Raw genomic sequence first — 18099 nt, 5'->3', positions numbered from 1 at the left:
CGCATAATCGAGAGAGGCAACCATGGCACTCAATCTGACACCCCCTGACATCAGCGAGCTGAAACCGCGGATCACCGTCTTCGGCGTCGGCGGCGCGGGTGGTAATGCCGTCAACAACATGATCACCGCCGGGTTGCAGGGCGTCGACTTCGTCGTCGCCAACACCGACGCGCAGGCGCTGACCATGTCGAAGGCGCAGCGCATCGTGCAGATGGGCACCCAGGTCACCCAGGGCCTCGGCGCCGGTTCGCAGCCCGACGTCGGCGCTGCGGCCGCGCAGGAGGTCATGGACGAGCTGCGCGATCACCTCACCGGCGCCAACATGGTGTTCGTCACCGCCGGCATGGGCGGCGGCACCGGCACCGGTGCTGCGCCCGTGATCGCCAAGGCCGCGCGCGAGATGGGAATCCTCACCGTCGGCGTGGTGACCAAGCCGTTCCACTTCGAAGGTCAGCGCCGCATGCGCACCGCCGAGCACGGCATCGCCGAGCTGCACAAGGTGGTCGACACGCTGCTGATCATCCCGAACCAGAACCTGTTCCGAGTCGCCAACGAGAAGACCACCTTCGCCGACGCCTTCGCGATGGCCGACCAGGTGCTATACTCGGGCGTCGCCTGCATCACCGACCTGATGGTCAAGGAAGGCCTGATCAACCTCGACTTCGCCGACGTCCGCGCCGTGATGCGTGAGATGGGCAAGGCGATGATGGGCACCGGCGAAGCCACCGGCGAGAAGCGCGCGCTGACCGCCGCGGAAGCCGCGATCGCCAACCCGCTGATCGACGACAGCTCGATGAAGGGCGCCCGCGGCCTCCTGATCTCGATCACGGGCGGCAAGGACCTGACCCTGTTCGAGGTCGACGAAGCCGCCACCCGCATTCGCGAAGAGGTCGACGCCGACGCCAACATCATCGTCGGCGCCACCTTCGATGAATCGCTCGATGGCGTCATTCGCGTCTCGGTGGTCGCGACCGGTATCGAGCAGGCGGCCATTGCCTCCCGCGCTCAGGCTCCCGCCGCGCAGCAGTCGGGTGGTTCGCCGGAGAGCCGGCTGGCCGATCTGACCGCCCGCCTGCGTGCCGACAATCAGCGCATGGCCGAGCGTGCCCAGAAGCTGGAACCGTCGACCGGCGTGACGGTCGCGCCGATCGCGGCTCCGCCCGCCGTGCCCCAGGGACGTCCGGCCGTCGAGCGCGCCGCGCTCGCGGCGATAGCCGCCGCGGTTGCTCCCGACAGCGCGCCGGCTGCCCAGGCGCCGATGCAGCCGGCCTCTTACGGTGACGTCACCGTGCGGCCGATTGCCCAGAAGCCCTCGCTGTTCCCGGACCACGAGGCCGCCCGGGCCGAGCAGCATGAGCCTATGCCGCCCGAGACCTTCATCCCGCAGGCGGCGGAACGGTCGCCGGTCCGTGCTCCGCGGATGCCGAAGTTCGAGGATCTGCCGATGCCGGCGCAGGCCGAAATCCGCCAGGCCAGCGGTGACGGCGAGGTGGAGCACCCGCAGAAGACCCGGCTGTCGCTGCTGCAGCGGCTGGCCAATGTCGGCCTCGGCCGCCGCGACGAAGAGACCGAGCCGCCGATCGCGGCCCGCGCCTCCGGTCCGGCCATGCCGACGATGCCGCCGCTGCCCGAGCGCAAGCCGGCCCGCAGCGTCGCCCAGCAGATCTCGGCGAACGAATCGCCGGTATCCGAATATGCAAAGCGCCCTGCGCCACAGGGTCTGGACGCTCATGGCCGCCAGGCACCTGTTGCCCCGGCGCCACAGGGCGACGACCATCTTGATATCCCGGCCTTCCTGCGCCGGCAGGCAAACTGAAGTTTGTTACAAGCTTGGCGACGAAGAAGGCCTCGGCGGGGAACCGCCGGGGCCTTTTCCTTGTCGCGGGCAGGCGATCGTGCAGGACAAACAAGCAACTGATTTTAAATGATTAATTATTCTTTCGGTGGTCTGATGGCGCGTCGCCGAGGGCCGTTTTCGCTGCCGCAATTTGGTTAACCTTGGGCGTGAATGCGGCGGAGATGGGGTAACAATCGGTAAAGAAGCGTGAGTTGGCGCGGTTTAGGGCTGTGACTATGGTCTGCCGTGACTTGGGGAGCTCAAGCGAGTCGGCCTTGGGGAAATTTGGCCACTTGAATTGAGTGAAGTCGGGTAGTGGGCATTATCGAATGAAGTTCAGCCGTCAAACCACGCTTCGGTCGCAAGCCACCGTGACTGGCGTAGGCGTTCATTCCGGTCTTCCTGTCAGTCTCACCTTGGGACCTGCACCTGTTGATGCGGGTTTTATTTTTGTCCGCACCGGTCTCGACGGTTCCGACCGCGAAGTCGTGGCCACCGCCGATGCGGTGATCGCGACCGAGTTCGCGACGGTGCTGGGTGACCGCGAGGGGCCGCTGGTTTCCACCGCCGAGCACGTGCTCGCGGCGCTGCGCGGCATGGGCGTCGACAACGCCACCATCGAAGTCGACGGCGCCGAGGTTCCGATCATGGACGGCAGCGCTGCAGCGTTCGTCGCGGCCATCGATCAGGCGGGCATCGTGACCCAGCCCGGCGTCCGCCGCTTCATCCAGGTTTTGAAGCCGGTGCAGGTCAAGATCGGCGAATCGGTTGGCGAGCTGCGTCCGTTCGCCGGCGGGTTCCGCACCGAAGTCGAGATCGATTTCACCAACCAGGTGATTGGCCGCCAGACCTTCACCTTCGATCTGTCGCCGGAAGGTTTCCGCCGCGAGGTCGCGCGGGCTCGCACGTTCGGCTGCATGAGCGACGTGGCGCGGCTGTGGGGTGCAGGCTTCGCGCTCGGCGCGTCCTTCGACAACACCGTGGTGTTCGACGAGGCCCGTCTGCTCAACGCCGAGGGCCTGCGCTACGCCGACGAATGCGCCCGCCACAAGGTGCTCGACGTGATCGGCGATCTGGCGCTGGCCGGCCTGCCGCTGCTCGGCAGCTACCGTTCGGTACGGGGCGGCCACAAGCTCAACAACGCGGTGCTGAAGGCGCTGCTCGCCGACCGCAGCGCCTGGCGGGTGGTCGAATCGGACACCGCTCGGCGGCCGCTCCGCGGCCATGTCGAAGCCGGTGCAGGCACCGTAGGCGGCCTCGTCGCCCCGGCCTACGGCCCGGACGTGTCCTGATCGCCCAAGTCCTGATCGCCTGGCCGGTCGGGTCCAATTTCCGTAATAACCACAGTAGGCTGTGAGCTTCGCTGGGTCGCCTTATTCCCGGCGGAATGGCTCCGTATTCGGTTGGTCCACGGTCATTTTTCGGCTAAGCAGGCCTGCGGTTGCGAGTGACGGCGGCCAATGGCACTGGAAGTATTGCATCCATGACCGCGGTTCATGGGTGGAGTGGGGTTGCCGTTAACCGCATCAAAGGCGTCAGGTTTTACAATTCATGTCGGCAATGCGTATGGCGCTCGAATCACGCAATTCTTCTGACGTCTCCGGCCTGACCAAGGCCGCGCGCACGCTGCGTTTCGCGGCGGGCCTGATTGTGCTGGCCATGCCGCTCAGCGGCTGCGGCACCGGCGCGCTGTGGGACAAGTTCATGGCCAAGGACGACACGTTCGTCGATGAGCCCGCGGACAAGCTCTACAATGAGGGCTTGTACATGATGAACGAGAAGAAGGACCTGAAGGCCGCCTCGAAGAAGTTCGAGGAAGTCGACCGTCAGCATCCCTATTCCGACTGGGCGCGCAAGTCGCTCTTGATGTCGGCCTATTCGTTCTACCAGGCGGGCGATTACGACAGCTGCATCGGCTCGGCCACCCGCTACGTCACGCTGCATCCCGGCAGCCCGGATGCGTCCTACGCCCAGTACCTGATCGCGGCATCGCATTTCGATCAGATCCCGGACATCTCGCGCGACCAGAGCCGCACCGAGAAGGCGATCGCGGCGCTCGAAGAGGTGGTCCGCAAATATCCGACCTCGGAATACGCCACCCAGGCCAAGTCCAAGATCCAGGCTGCGCGCGACCAGCTCGCCGGCAAGGAAATGGCGGTCGGGCGCTATTACATGGGCAAGCGCGACTTCACCGCCGCGATCAACCGCTTCAAGACCGTGGTCACGCAGTACCAGACCACGCGCCACGTCGAGGAGGCGCTCTTCCGCCTCACCGAGGCCTACATGGCGATCGGCATCGCCGGCGAGGCGCAGACCGCGGCCGCGGTGCTCGGCCACAATTTTCCAGACAGCCGCTGGTACAAGGACGCATATAATCTAGTAAAGTCCGGCGGTCTCGAGCCGAGCGAGAATCAGGGTTCCTGGATCAGCAGGACCTTCAAGAAGATAGGTCTCGGCTAGGAATTGTCCTCGCATGCTGGCGCGTCTGTCGATCCGTGACATCGTCCTGATCGAACGGCTCGATATCGAATTTTCCCGTGGCCTCGCGGTGCTGACCGGCGAAACTGGCGCAGGCAAATCCATCCTGCTCGATGCCTTTGCGCTGGCGCTCGGCGGCCGCGGCGATGCCGGACTGGTGCGCCACGGCGCCGAACAGGGGCAGGTCACCGCCATGTTCGATGTCCCGAAGGGGCACCCGGCGGCCGGGATCCTGGCCGAGAATGGCCTCGACGACACCGGTGAGATGATCCTGCGCCGCGTGCAGCTCGCCGACGGCCGCACCCGTGCCTTCATCAACGATCAGGCGATCAGCGTGCAGACCCTGAAGGCGGTCGGCGCCGCGCTGGTCGAGATCCACGGCCAGCATGACGAGCGCGCGCTGGTCGATGCCTCCACCCATCGCCAGCTGCTTGACGCCTTCGCCGGACACGAGAAGGACGTCGCGGCGCTGGAAGCGCTGTGGGATATCAGGCGGACCGCCAATGCTGATCTCGACGAGCATCGCGCCGGCATGGAGCGCGCCGCGCGCGAGGCGGACTATCTGCGCCATGCCTCGCAGGAATTGAAGACGCTGGCGCCGAAGGAGGGCGAGGAGACCGAGCTCGCGGGTCGCCGCACCACCATGATGCAGGGCGAGAAGATCGCAACCGATCTGCGCGAGGCGCAGGAGGCGATCGGCGGCTCGCATTCGCCGGTGGCGTCGCTGTCGGCCGCGGTACGACGGCTGGAGCGGCGCGCCGCCAATGCGCCTTCGCTGATCGAGCCCGCGGTCAAGGCGATCGACATTGCGATCAACGCGCTGGAAGAGGCCGACCAGCACCTCAACGCTGCGCTGGCGGCGACCGATTTCGATCCGGCCGAGCTGGAGCGCATCGAGGAGCGGCTGTTCGCGCTGCGCGCCGCCTCGCGTAAATATTCGACGCCGGTCGATCTGCTGGCCGCGCTGGCGGCGCAATATGCCGGCGACGTCGCGCTGATCGATGCCGGCGCCGACCAGCTGAAGAAGCTGGAAGCGGCCGCCGGTGAAGCCGACAAGCGCTATGCGGCGGCTGCCGCCAAACTGTCGGCGGCGCGCACCAAGGCCGCCGAGAAGCTCAACAAGGCCGTCAACGCCGAGCTTGCGCCGCTCAAGCTCGAGCGCGCGAAGTTCATGACCCAGGTCGAGAGCAGCGCGGCCGCGCCGGGGCCGCAAGGCATCGACCGCGTCGAGTTCTGGGTGCAGACCAATCCGGGCACCAAGCCCGGGCCGATGATGAAGGTCGCCTCCGGCGGCGAGCTGTCGCGCTTCCTGCTGGCGCTGAAGGTCGTGCTGGCCGATCGCGGCTCGGCGCCGACTTTGGTGTTCGACGAAATCGACACAGGTGTCGGCGGCGCGGTGGCCGATGCGATCGGCTCGCGGCTGGCGCGCCTTGCCGGCAAGGTGCAGGTGATGGCGGTGACGCACGCGCCGCAGGTCGCGGCCCGCGCCAGCCAGCATCTTCTGATCTCCAAGGACGCGCTCGACAAGGGCAAGCGGGTCGCCACCCGCGTCAACGCGCTCGCCGCCGACCACCGCCGCGAAGAGATCGCGCGCATGCTGGCCGGCGCCGAGATCACCGCGGAGGCGAGGGCGGCCGCGGAACGGCTGCTCAGGGCGGCGAGTTAGTTCGCCGATGGCCACCAAAGCCAAGAAAGCGCTGGTCGACGTCGACAAGCTCACCAAGGCCCAGGCCAAGGTCGAGTTGATGCGCCTTGCGCTCGAGCTCGAAGGTCACGACAAGCGTTACTATCAGGACGACGCGCCGAGCGTCACCGATGCCGAATACGACGCGCTGCGGCAGCGTTACAATGCGATCGAGAAGCGCTTCCCGGAATTCGTCACCGCGGAATCGCCGTCGCAGAAGGTCGGCGCCGCGCCGTCCGGGCGCTTCAGGAAGGTTCGGCATTCGTTGCCGATGCTGTCGCTCGACAACGCGTTCGCGGAAGCCGACGTGGTCGACTTCGTCGGACGGATCACGCGCTTCCTCAAGTTGCCGGATGACAAAATCGATTTCTCGGCCGAGCCGAAGATCGACGGGCTCTCGATGTCGCTGCGCTATGAGGGCGGCGAACTCGTCACCGCGGCAACCCGCGGCGACGGCGCCGAGGGTGAGGACGTCACCGCCAACATCCGCACGCTCGAGGACGTGCCGCAGAAGCTGAAGGGCCGCAACGTGCCCGACATCTGCGAGGTGCGCGGCGAGGTCTACATGACCAAGAAGGCGTTCCTCGCGCTCAACGAGCGGCAGAAGGCGGCCGGCGACACCATCTTCGCCAATCCGCGCAATTCGGCGGCCGGCTCGTTGCGCCAGAAGGATCCGACCATCACCGCCTCGCGGCCGCTCGGCTTCTTCGCCTATGCCTGGGGCGAGATGAGCCCGATGCCGGAGGATACCCAAACCGACATGATCCACTGGTTCGAGCGGTGCGGCTTCAAGACCAATCCGCTGACCAAATTGTGTCACTCGGTCGAGGAGCTGATCGCGTTCCATCGCAAGATCGAGGAGCAGCGCGCCGAGCTCGACTACGACATCGACGGCGTTGTCTACAAGGTCGATCGCATCGACTGGCAGGAGCGGCTCGGCTTCGTATCGCGCACACCGCGCTGGGCGATCGCGCACAAATTCCCAGCCGAGCGCGCCATGACGGTTTTGCGCGACATCGAGATCCAGGTCGGGCGCACCGGCTCATTCACGCCGGTCGGCAAGCTCGAGCCGGTCGGTGTCGGCGGCGTGATCGTGCAGAACGTCACGCTGCACAATGAGGACTACATCAAGGGCATCGGCAACAAGGGCGAGGTGCTGCGCGAGGGACGCGACATCAGGATCGGCGACACCGTGGTGATCCAGCGCGCCGGCGACGTGATCCCGCAGGTCGTCGACGTCGTGATCGACAAGCGGCCGAAGAACGCGAAGGAATTCCACTTCCCGAAGAAATGCCCGTGCCCGCTGCACACCGACGTCGTGCGCGAGGAGACCGCGGCCGGCGAGGAGGGCTCGCGCGCCCGCTGCACCGGCGAGTTCGCCTGTCCGTTCCAGAAGGTCGAGCACCTCATTCTGTTCGTGTCGCGCCGCGCCTTCGATATCGACGGTCTCGGCGTGAAGCAGTTGCAATATTTCTTCGACGAGGGATGGGTCAAGGAGCCGGCTGATATCTTCACGCTGCAGAAGCGCAACGCGAAGCTGAAGCTGGAGGACATCGAAGGCTACGGCGAGACTTCGGTGCGCAATCTGTTCGCGGCGATCGACAGCCGGCGCAGGATTGGCCTGGAGCGCTTCATCTACGCGCTCGGCATGCGCCATGTCGGCGAGACCACCGCGCTCGCACTGGCGCGCGGCTATGGCTCCTGGGACGCGTTCCACGATGCCTGCCTCAAGGTCGCCAAGGGCGACGAGGAAGCGATGGCGGAGATGGATGCGCTCGACCAGATCGGCGACACCGTGATCAGGAGCATCGCGGACTATTTCGGCGAGAGCCACAATCGTGGCATCGTCGAGCGGCTGACCGGGGAGCTCGACGAGATCATCGACGCCGAGAAGCCGAAGAGCAATTCGGCGGTGGCCGGCAAGACCGTGGTGTTCACCGGATCGCTCGAAAAGATGACGCGCGACGAGGCCAAGGCGAGGGCCGAACGGTTGGGTGCCAAGGCTGCCGGCTCGGTGTCGAAGAAGACCGACTATGTCGTCGCGGGGCCGGGCGCCGGCTCGAAGCTTGCCGAAGCGCAGAAGCACGGCGTCCAGGTACTCACCGAGGACGAGTGGCTGAAGCTGATCGGGGAGTAGGATGTCCGTCATTCCGGGGCGCCTCGAAGAGGCGAACCCGGAATCTCGAGATTCTCAGGTGCGCAATTGCGCACCATAGTTCGATGCTGCGCATCGCCCCGGAATGACGAACTGCTCACATCATCCCCTGCTCATCCTCCTCGGCCTGCGCGATCAGCTCCTCGCTCACCACCACCTGTCGCCGCGGCACGACGAAGATCATGGTGCAGGCGCAGGCGATCGAGATCGCGAAGATCGCCGCGGTCAGCGGCAGCGTCGTGGTGGAGTGGCCGCCGAGATAGGCGCCGAATTGCGAGATCAGCGAGCCGACGCCCTGCTGCAGGAAGCCCATGGCGCCCGAGGCGGTGCCGGCGGCTTCGGGGCGGATGCTGATGGCGCCGGCGGCGGAATTGGCCATCACGAAGGCGTTGGCGATCATCACGATCATCTGGGTACCGAACAGCCAGAGCGGCGCCTGGTTTACTCCAGTAAAACTCCAGACCAGGTTCAACAGGCTGCCGCCGACCTGCAGCGCGAGGCCGAACCAGATCAGTTTCTCCAGCGAGTGCCGCGGCGCGAAGCGCACGCACAGGAGATTGCCGACGAAGTAGCCGAACCCCGTCATCGCGAACCACGCGCCATATTCGGCACTGGTCCGGCCCATCTGGGTCACCACGATATAGGGGCCGCCGCCGGCGAAGGCGAAGATGATCTGTGACGCCAATACCTGGCACAACAGGTAACCGACGAAGGCGCGGCTCGTCATCAGCTTGCCGAGGTCGCCGCGAAAGCTGCTGCTCTCGGCGCGGTCGCGGCGGGTTTCCGGCAGCGCCAGCGCGATGAAGATCGTGGTGATCAGCGACGCCGCGGTGATGAGATAGAGGATCGCGCGCCAGCCGAATGTGGTCTCCAGCAGGCCGCCGGTCAGCGGGCTCACCATCTGCGCGATCATCAGCGCGGCGACGACGAGGCTGATCATGGCGCCGACCCGCTCGCGCGGATAGAGGTCGCGGATGATGGCACGGCTGATCACCATGCCGCTGGCGCCGCCAAGCGCCTGGAAGAAGCGCGCCGCGATCAGTTGCGGCAGGGTCTCGGCGAACACCGAGCCGACACCGGCCACGACCATCAGGCCGAGGCCCGCGAGCAGCACCGGCCGGCGGCCGAACCTGTCGGACAGCGGCCCCATGATCAGCTGCGAAAGCGCGATGCCGACCATGTAGAGCGACACGGTCATCTGCGCGACGGAGATGTCGCGGCCGAAGGTGGTCGCCAGCACCGGTAGCGCCGGCACCAGCATGTAGAGCGAGATCGGCGCCACGCCCGTCATCACGACGAGCATCAGCAGCATGACCTTCGATGTCGCGATGTTGTCTTTGGCCGCGCCGGGCGGCTTGCCCATCACGCCGTGCATTCAGGTCCGATCCAGCATTGTGGAAAGACTGTAGCGTGCCCGTCCGCGCGGAATATGGGTGTTTCGGCATACGCCCATGCGATTTCAGGAGACGCTAGCGACGATGTTTCGTCTCGCGCAATAAACACACTGTCGTCAGCCGCGAATTCTGCTGTCGTCCTCCGCGAAAGCGGGGGACCCAGTATTCAAGAGGCAGGCGTATTTGAATTGATAGGCCGCGGCGTACTGGATCCCCCGCTGTCGCGGGGGATGACAGCGAGTACGAGGAGAGGATGACGGTAAACTCGGCGCCGCTACCTCAACGCCGCCGTTGCCTCATCCAGCCACAGCTTGGTAGCGTTGTCGTCGAGATGCGGACGCACCACCTGCGCGACGCGGGCGTGGTAGTCGTTGAGCCAGCTCAACTCGTCCGGGCTCAGCATGCTGACCTCGATCAGGCGCCGATCGATCGGCGCCAGCGTCAGCGTCTCGAAGGCATTGATTGGCTTCTCGGCGCCGGCAATGTCGGTGCCGATCACGAGCTCGAGGTTCTCGATCCGGATGCCGTAGGCGTCGGTCTTGTAGTAGCCGGGCTCGTTGGACAGGATCATGCCGCGCTTCAGCGGCGTGGTGCCGAGCTTGGAAATCCGCGCCGGCCCTTCATGGACGCTGAGATAGCTGCCAACGCCGTGGCCGGTGCCGTGCTCGAAATCGATCCCGGCCTGCCAGAGATATTGGCGCGCCAGCGTGTCGAGCTGCGCACCGGTGGTGCCGTCGGGGAAGATCGCGCGGGCGATCGCGATATGGCCCCGCAGCACGCGGGTGAAGCGGTCGCGCATCTCGTCGGTCGGCTTGCCGATCGCAATGGTGCGGGTGACGTCGGTGGTGCCGTCCTCATATTGCGCGCCGGAATCGATCAGCAGGAGGTCGCCGGGCTCGATGCGGCGGTTGCTCTTGCGCGTCACGCGGTAGTGCACGATGGCGCCGTTCGGCCCGGTGCCGGCGATGGTCGGGAAGGAGACGTCCTTCAGCGCGCCGGTCTGGCGGCGGAACGTCTCCAGTGCCTCGACGGTGTCGATCTCGGTGAGGCTGCCGGAGGGCGCCTCGCGGTCGATCCAGGCAAGGAAACGCACCAGCGCCACCGCGTCGCGCTGATGCGCCGTGCGCGTGCCCTCGATCTCGGTGATGTTCTTGACCGCCTTCAAGAGGCTCACGGGATCGCTGCCGCGCACCGGCTTGCCGCCGGCACCCGCGATCAGGCGGCTCAAGGCGTCGGCTGCGGTCGCGTTGTCGAGCGCGATCGAGGCGCCGCGCTTGGCGAGCTCGGTGAGTTTTGCCGCCAGCGCCGCCGGCTGCTCGACATCGGCCGATTGCTCGAGATGGTCGCGCGTCGAGTTGGACAGCTTGCGCTGATCGATGAACACCAGCGGCCGGCCTTCCTTCGGCACCAGCGCATAGGACAGCGGCAGTGGCGTATGCGAGACGTCGGCGCCGCGGATGTTGAAGGTCCAGGCCACCGCGTGGCTGTCGGACAACACCAGCGCGTCGACGCCGAGCTTGTTGATCTCAAGCCGAATGCGCTTGAGCTTGTCGGCTTCGATCTCCCCGGAAAACTGCGCGCCGTGGATCGTGACCGGGCCGAGCGGCGGTGCCGGCCGCTCGTGCCAGATCGCATCGACCGGATTGCCGTCGACGGCGACCAATTCCGCGCCGGCCTTGGCGCAGGCCGCCGCCAGCCGTTCGGCTGCCGCAGAAGTGTGCAGCCAGGGGTCAAATCCCAGGCGGTCGCCGGCCGCCAGATGCCGGGTCAGCCAGTGCTCCGGCGGCGGCTCGACCAGCGGCTCGACCTGCCAGGCCTTGCGGTCGACCTGCTTGCCGGCCTGCAGCGTGTAGCGGCCGTCGACGAACAGGGCCGCTTCCTTGCTCAGCACGATCGCGAGCCCGGCCGATCCGGTGAAGCCGGTCAGCCAGGCGAGCCGCTCCTCGGAGGCTGCGACATATTCATTCTGCTGCTGGTCGGCGCGCGGAATCACGAACCCGGTCAGCTTGCGCCGCGCCAGTTCCTCGCGCAGCGCGCTCAAGCGTGCGGTCAGCGCCACGCCGGCTTCGGGCTCTTCGAACGTCTGGAAATGGGCTTCGAACATCGCCGTCGTACTCTCTTCCGATGGAAGCATGACCTTCGCGCGAGCGCGGTCAAGCATGACCATATTTTTGGCATAACTTATGCTTGAATATGGCATAGTGGAATTGACCGGACGATGTCCACTGCACGTCAACGGGTCAAGCGTATGGGGAGTGTCCAGGAGTGTCTCAACTCAACGGTGAGGAGATGCACGATGCCTGCATTCACGTTTGAGAAGATCTCGCCGCCGGTCCGCCGCGGCCCGATTGCGCCGGTCGAACAGAAGCAGCGCGGCGTCATCGTCCAGATGCTGGACCGCTTGGTCGAGGCGCGGGCCAAGCGTGCGGCCGGTCAGGACAAGGTCGAGACCATCCGCAGCGATTCTCCAGCACCCGAATAGCTAATCCACACAGATCGCGGCTACCGTTCCAGATCCGACGCCTTCGCCACGGTCACATTGACGACCTTGCCGTCCTCGAGCTCGCGCACGATCCGCTCATCGGGGCCGACGATGCCGAGATCGAATTCACGATCGGGCGTCAGCAGCGTCATGCGCTGGCCGGCGATCACGACGACGGTCATGTCGAGCGTCTCGCCGGAGATCGCCCATTCCCTGAGCTCGTTGCGAAACGGCTCCCTGCGCCAGGCGTCGGGGAAGCCCGGATCGCATCTGACCTCAAGACCATCTTCGGACGTGGTCAGGACGAGCTTCGACCTGGAAGGCTTCCAGTGCTCCTCCAGCAGCTCGTTCGCCAGCCAGACGCAGCTGAAGGCGCGGCATTCCGCCGGCCGGCCCGGATAGGTCCGGCAGCCGCGCCCCGGCTCGCAATGCGGGCACCACGTATTGGCGGGCTTTGCCAGTTCCTCGATCGCCATCACCTTGCAGCAGAGCGTGCAGTCGCCGCACTGTCTGCCGGTCGCGGTCACTTCACGAAACGCAGCAGCAGGCTGCTCCAGCCCTCGATCTTCAGATGCCGCAGCGGCACCAGCCCGCGGGCACGGTAGGCGGCGATGACCGCCGGCGCCTGGTGCGTCAGCAGGCCCGAGAGAATGACCTGCGCCGACGAGGCAAGGTGGCGCGCCATCGGGCCGGCCAGCTGCCGCAGCGGATTGGCGAGGATATTGGCGAGCACCAGGTCGAACGGACCGTCCTCGGCAAAGCGCGGTGCGGCAAAGCCGGTGGCGGGAATCACGTCCACCAGATCGCCTGTGCCGTTCAGCCGGGCATTCTCTTCGGCGACACGGACCGACGGCGGGTCGATATCGCTCGCCAGCACCTTGCCGTGCAGCGCCTTGGCGGCGGCGATCGCCAGCACGCCGGTCCCGGTGCCGAGATCCAGCACGCGGCGGGGCTGATACGCCTTCAGCACGTGGTCGAGCAGCAGCAGGCAGCCGCGCGTGGTGCCGTGATGGCCGGTGCCGAAGGCCAGCGCCGCCTCGATCTCAATCCCGAGCTTGTTGGGGGGTATCCGGTGCCGGTCATGCTGGCCGTGGACGATGAAGCGGCCGGCCGCGACCGGGACGAGGTCCTCCAGGCTGGCCTTGACCCAGTCCTTGGCCTCCACGGTATCAAAAACTAAAGTCGATGCGACATTCTGCCGCACCACCTGGCCAACCAGCTCGCGGAGTAGATTTTGGTCCGGCGGCTCGGAAAAATGGACGGTGACGTCCCAGCGGCCATCCGGCCGCTCGAAGGCCGCAAACGCCGCCTGATCCTCGAAAAGCAGCTCGGAAAGCGCGTCTACCACGCGCTTCGCGATCGATTCATCTGGAAGGGTGACGCTGGCGCGGTGTGTGGACGGGGTCATCGGAGGCCGGTAGCGCGGTTTTTGTTAAAATTTCAAGCCGGATTCAATCGAATATCGCGAGAATTGAGAGGTTCCCGGTTCAGACAACCTTAGATGTTGCCGTACTAGTACGGTGGCGGAACTGGGAACACCCTTCGTTCCAAGGCATCACAACCAAGGGCAGGGCTGCAATGAAGGCTTTTATCGTTAAGTTTTTGCGGAATGAATCCGGCGCGACCGCCATCGAATACGGACTGATCGCGACCGGTATCGCCATCGCCATCATCGCTGCGGTGAATGGCGTCGGCTCGGCACTGAGCGGGACCTTCAACTCGATCAGCGGCTCGCTGAAGTAATCTCTCGAACGGCGTTCTCAGGGAAGCACCGGGCGACATGTCGCCCGGTGTTTTCTTTTTGACCGGTTGTCCACAGAGCCACACCCAGCTTGTCGACAAGACATCAACCGCGTTCTCCAGGGATTGTCAGCGTCCGTCGCACAGCCGGTCCACAGCGGCGTCCACCGGTTATCCCGTCTTGAGACGACGCCTCTGTCCACCGCAGACCCACAGCCTCTCAACACGCCTGTCCACAGCTTGTCCCGCGGCGCGTGATGCGTCGTCTACGAGAACAGCGCGCGATGGTCGGCCAAGATCGCCCGCGCGGCATTGTGGCCGGGGGCGCCGGTGACGCCGCCGCCGGGATGGGCGCCCGAACCGCAATGGTAGAGGCCCTTCAGAGGTCCGCGATAGTCGGCATGGCCGAGCATCGGCCGCGCCGAGAACAGCTGATTCAGTGTCAGCGCGCCGTGAAAGATGTCGCCGCCGAGCAGGCCGAACTGCCGCTCGAGGTCGAGCGGCGACAGGACCTGGCGGCCGATCACGCTGCCTGCGAACCCGGGGGCGTAGTGGTCGACGGTTGCGATCATCAGGTCGGCGACCTCTTCGCGATGATCGTCCCACGATCTGCCGTCGGGCAGTTGCGGCGCGACGTGCTGGCAGAACAGGCTTGCGACATGCTGGCCCGGCGGGCTCAGGCTGTCGTCGAGCGTCGAGGGGATCAGCACCTCGACGACCGGCGCGCGGCTCCAGCCGAATTCGCGCGCATCGCGCCAGGCGCGATCCATGTAGCCGAGGCTCGGGGCGATGATGATGCCCGCCGTGAGGTGATCGCCCGGGCCGGGCAGCGCGGTGAACGAGGGCAGGGCGCTGAGCGCCACATTCATCCTGAACGTGCCGGACCCGTTCCGCCATCGTGAGATGCGCGCGCGAAACTCGGGCGCCAATGCGCCTTCCGGCACCAGGCGCGTGTAGAGCAGCTTCGGATTGACGTTCGAGACGACGTATTTGGCGCGCACGGTCTTGCCGTTGTCGAGGACGACGCCGACGGCGCGCTCCTTCTCGACGATCACCTCGCGGACGGGCGCATCGGTTTCGATCTCGACGCCATGGCTGCGCGCGGCACGCGCCATCGCTTGCGTGATCGCACCCATGCCGCCGATCGCGTGGCCCCAGACGCCTTTCTTGCCGTTCACCTCGCCGAACGCATGATGCAGCATCACATAGGCCGAGCCGGCCGCGTAGGGGCTGGCATAGTTGCCGACGATGGCATCGAAGCCGAACAGCGCCTTGACGAGGTCGTTCTCGAAACGCTCGTCGAGCATCTCGCCGGCCGATCGCGTGAACAGGTCGAGCAGATTGCGCTGCTGTTCCAGCGACAGCCGGCGCAGGATGTTGGCGGTGCCGAGCGCGTTCAAGGCCTCGCTGATCGCGCCGATGCCAAAACCCTCGACGAGGTTCGGCGGCGCGCGCAGCACGAATTGCCGCAGCACGTCGGCGATGGCTTCGAGTTCCCCTGAGAACACGCCGATTGCGGCCGCGTCCTTGCGGCTGAGCTTTTCGACCGACTCCCGGGTCCTGCCTTCGCCGGTCAAAAGATAGCTGCCGTCGGGCGAGGGGAGGAAGTTCTGCGCGCGCCGCTCGACGATCCTGAGGCCGTGATCGGCAAGTTTCAGGTCAGACATGATCTGCGGATTGAGCAGGCTCACCGTGTAGGCGGCGACCGAATTGCGGAAGCCCGGGCAAAATTCTTCGGTGACCGCGGCGCCGCCGACCACGTTGCGGCGTTCCACGACCTTCACGCGCAGCCCGGCCATCGCGAGATAGGCCGCGCAGGTGAGGCCGTTGTGCCCCGCACCGATGATGACGACGTCTGTTTCGTTCATGTCCGCTTCAAGAAGCAGTGATTAGAGCATGTGCTGTGGCGCCGCAGCGCCGCGTCGTCAAGTCCGCGTGACCGCCGTTTCTTGTCCGTGATAGTGCCGTATGCTCAACTGAAATCCTCCGGTGGGGTGCCACCGGACTGTCCGCCTCCGGCGCCCGCCGGGTCCATGCCGGAGCTTTCATGACGTCTGAGCCGACCGCCTCGCGCAACCGGCTGGTGCTGGTTGTCTACACCGCCGCGATCTTCGTCAGCGCCCTGTTGCTGTTCTCGGTGCAACCGCTGTTCACCAAGATGGTACTGCCGCGGCTCGGCGGCTCGCCGGCGGTGTGGTCGGTGGCGATGGTGTTCTTCCAGTCGTTGCTGCTCGGCGGCTACGCCTATGCGCATCTCCTGATGAAGCTGAACGGCCGCATCGTGCCGGTCGTGGTGCATCTGGTGCTGCTCGTCGTCGCGCTCGTGACCTTGCCGCTGGCGATCAGGAGCGGCTGGGGCGAGCCGCCGACGTCCGGCTATGCGGTCTGGCTGCTCGGCCTGTTCGCGGTTTCGATCGGCCTGCCGTTCTTCGCGCTCGCCGCCAACAATCCGTTGCTGCAGGCCTGGTTCGTGCGCACCGGACATCCCAACGGTCCCGATCCGTACTTCCTCTACGCATCCTCGAACATCGGCAGCTTCCTGGCGCTCTTGTCCTATCCGGTGCTGCTCGAGCCGATGTTCACGCTGCGCACCCAGAACCTGATCTGGACCGGTGGTTATGGTCTGCTGATCATTCTGATCGCGAGTTGCGGCGTGCTGCTGTTGCGGTCGCCGGCCAATGCCGCCGCACTCAACATGCAGGTCGATGACGCCAATGCGCCGGCGCCGTCCTGGCCGCTGCGGGCGCGCTGGATCTTCCTCGCCGCGGTGCCGTCCGGCCTTTTGATCGCGGTGACGGCGCATATCTCGACCGACGTCGCCGCCGCGCCCTTGCTGTGGGTGCTGCCGCTGTCGCTGTATCTCTTGACCTGGGTGCTGGTGTTCCAGTCGCGGCCGCTATTGCCGCACAAATGGATGCTGCTGGCGCAGCCGCTGGCGATTGCCGGCGTCGTGATCCTGCTTGCGGTCGGCGGCGAGCAGAACCTGCTGCTCACGCTCGGCGGCCATCAGCTTTGCTTCTTCATCATCGCGATGGCCTGTCATGGCGAGCTCGCGCGCACCCGCCCGGCGGCGAAATATCTCACCGGCTTCTACGTCGCGCTGTCGTTCGGCGGCATGGTCGGCGGCCTGTTCGCGGGGCTTATTGCGCCTTTTACTTTCTCGTGGGTCGCCGAATATCCGATCCTGCTGGCGCTCGCGGCGCTGTGCCGGCCGCCCGGCGGCGCGGAGCGGCTGCCGCGCTGGGGCGCCTGGTACTGGCCGTTCCTCGCGGTGCTGGCGGTGGCGCTGATCGCGCCAAGCTATTCGGCCGGCGACATCTTCAACTGGTTCGATGTGCACCGGGTCTGGGTGATCGGCGCGGTCGGCGTGCTCTCGGCGCTGCTCGCGCTCGCGCTGAACGCCAATCGCTGGAAGATCTTCGCCACCGTCGTGGTCGCGTTGGTGGTGCTGCGCGCCTATCCATCCGACGACGGCCGCGTCGAAACCGTGCGCAGCTTCTTCGGCGTGCACAAGATCGTGGTGACGCCGAACGGGCAGTATCACGTGCTGATGCACGGCACCACGATCCATGGCGCCGAGAAGTTCAAGAACGATGACGGCACGCCGGTCGCCGGAACGCCCGAGCCGATCAGCTATTATCACAAGGACGGCGGCATCGGGCGGGCGATATCAGCGATCCGCGAGCGTAAGGGCGCGCCGCTGAAGGTGGCGGTGATCGGGCTAGGTTCGGGGACGCTGACCTGCGCGTCGGCCCCCGGCGAGGACTGGCGCTTCTTCGAGATCGACCAGTCGATGGTCGATACCGCGCGCGATCCGAAATACTTCACCTACATCCAGAACTGCGAGCCGAACCTCAAGCCTGTCATCGGCGACGCGCGGCTGACCTTCGCCAAGGAGCCGGACGGCGTCTACGATCTGATCATCGTCGACGCCTATTCGTCGGACGCGATCCCGATCCATCTCGCGACCGAGGAGGCGATGGCGATCTACAAGGAGAAGCTGGCCCCGCAGGGCGCGGTCGTGATGCACGTCTCCAACCGCCATCTCGAGCTTGCCAGCGTCGTGGTCGGCATCGCAGACGCCAACGACATGAAGAGCTGGGTCTATAGCGAGGATTCCGGCCGCGACAACGAGTACATCTTCTCGACCTCGGTCGTGGTCTCCGCGCGCGAGGAGGAGGACGTCGGCAAGCTCGCATCGTCTGATGTCTGGACCGAGACCGAAGCCGATGAGAAGCAGCGGGTCTGGACCGATGACTATTCGAACGTGCTGGGCGCGGTGTACCGCCGCCTGCGCGACGGCGAGCAATAGGACCTGCAAGCCGAGCC

General features: G+C 65.9%; 13 protein-coding genes. 8 read left to right on the top strand and 5 right to left on the bottom strand.

Translation table 11 applies throughout. The features are described from left to right. Positions 1–22: 22 nt before the first annotated feature. The 5 genes from ftsZ to ligA all read left to right on the top strand — a co-directional run bounded on the left by ftsZ (position 23) and on the right by ligA (position 8136). Positions 23–1816 carry a cell division protein FtsZ gene (gene ftsZ / locus IF803_RS10175; protein ID WP_461192050.1) on the top strand — a complete coding sequence of 598 codons (1794 nt, stop codon included), beginning with the start codon at positions 23–25 and terminating at the stop codon, positions 1814–1816. Between the two features lie 350 nt (positions 1817–2166). Then, entirely contained in the window at positions 2167–3129 is a 963-nt protein-coding gene (gene lpxC / locus IF803_RS10170) for a UDP-3-O-acyl-N-acetylglucosamine deacetylase (protein ID WP_028342176.1), read from the top strand. A 259-nt stretch (positions 3130–3388) separates the two neighbouring features. Next, positions 3389–4297 (top strand): outer membrane protein assembly factor BamD, encoded by a 909-nt coding sequence (locus tag IF803_RS10165; protein WP_026193135.1) that lies wholly within the window; start codon positions 3389–3391, stop codon positions 4295–4297. Between the two features lie 13 nt (positions 4298–4310). Then, positions 4311–5981: a DNA repair protein RecN gene (recN, locus tag IF803_RS10160; protein WP_461192049.1), complete on the top strand. Its 1671-nt coding sequence runs from the start codon at positions 4311–4313 to the stop codon at positions 5979–5981. A gap of 7 nt (positions 5982–5988) precedes the next feature. After that, positions 5989–8136, top strand: a complete 2148-nt coding sequence (ligA, locus tag IF803_RS10155; protein WP_461192048.1) for an NAD-dependent DNA ligase LigA — start codon at positions 5989–5991, stop codon at positions 8134–8136. Between the two features lie 115 nt (positions 8137–8251). Here the strand turns inward: ligA and IF803_RS10150 are convergent, their stop codons facing one another. Together IF803_RS10150 and IF803_RS10145 are read right to left on the bottom strand one after the other, a co-directional pair. Further along, positions 8252–9529: a multidrug effflux MFS transporter gene (locus tag IF803_RS10150; protein ID WP_461192047.1), complete on the bottom strand. Its 1278-nt coding sequence runs from the start codon at positions 9527–9529 to the stop codon at positions 8252–8254. A 293-nt stretch (positions 9530–9822) separates the two neighbouring features. Continuing rightward, positions 9823–11652 carry an aminopeptidase P family protein gene (locus tag IF803_RS10145; protein ID WP_461192158.1) on the bottom strand — a complete coding sequence of 610 codons (1830 nt, stop codon included), beginning with the start codon at positions 11650–11652 and terminating at the stop codon, positions 9823–9825. Between the two features lie 192 nt (positions 11653–11844). Between IF803_RS10145 and IF803_RS10140 the strand changes: the two genes are divergently transcribed. Next, positions 11845–12030, top strand: a complete 186-nt coding sequence (locus IF803_RS10140; protein WP_028342170.1) for a hypothetical protein — start codon at positions 11845–11847, stop codon at positions 12028–12030. 20 nt (positions 12031–12050) lie between these two features. Here IF803_RS10140 and IF803_RS10135 read toward each other — a convergent pair whose 3' ends face one another. After that, positions 12051–12557 carry a hypothetical protein gene (locus IF803_RS10135; protein ID WP_461192046.1) on the bottom strand — a complete coding sequence of 169 codons (507 nt, stop codon included), beginning with the start codon at positions 12555–12557 and terminating at the stop codon, positions 12051–12053. Beyond that, positions 12554–13438, bottom strand: coding sequence for a 50S ribosomal protein L11 methyltransferase (locus tag IF803_RS10130; RefSeq protein ID WP_461192045.1), 885 nt, complete (start codon positions 13436–13438; stop codon positions 12554–12556). The genes IF803_RS10135 and IF803_RS10130 overlap by 4 nt, the downstream gene beginning before the upstream one ends. A 170-nt stretch (positions 13439–13608) precedes the next feature. On the opposite strand from IF803_RS10130, the gene IF803_RS10125 reads away from it, so the two are divergent. Continuing rightward, complete coding sequence (locus IF803_RS10125; protein ID WP_028342167.1) at positions 13609–13773, top strand: Flp family type IVb pilin; 165 nt, start codon at positions 13609–13611, stop codon at positions 13771–13773. A gap of 263 nt (positions 13774–14036) precedes the next feature. Here IF803_RS10125 and IF803_RS10120 read toward each other — a convergent pair whose 3' ends face one another. Next, positions 14037–15638, bottom strand: a complete 1602-nt coding sequence (locus IF803_RS10120) for a phytoene desaturase family protein (RefSeq protein WP_461192044.1) — start codon at positions 15636–15638, stop codon at positions 14037–14039. 179 nt (positions 15639–15817) lie between these two features. On the opposite strand from IF803_RS10120, the gene IF803_RS10115 reads away from it, so the two are divergent. Continuing rightward, positions 15818–18082: a spermidine synthase gene (locus IF803_RS10115; RefSeq protein WP_461192043.1), complete on the top strand. Its 2265-nt coding sequence runs from the start codon at positions 15818–15820 to the stop codon at positions 18080–18082. The last annotated feature ends 17 nt before the right edge of the window (positions 18083–18099 follow it).

This window comes from Bradyrhizobium sp. UFLA06-06, from assembly GCF_054820065.1.
The sequence above is the reverse complement of the archived record's forward strand: the minus strand, read 5'-3'. Positions and strand labels throughout refer to the sequence as shown.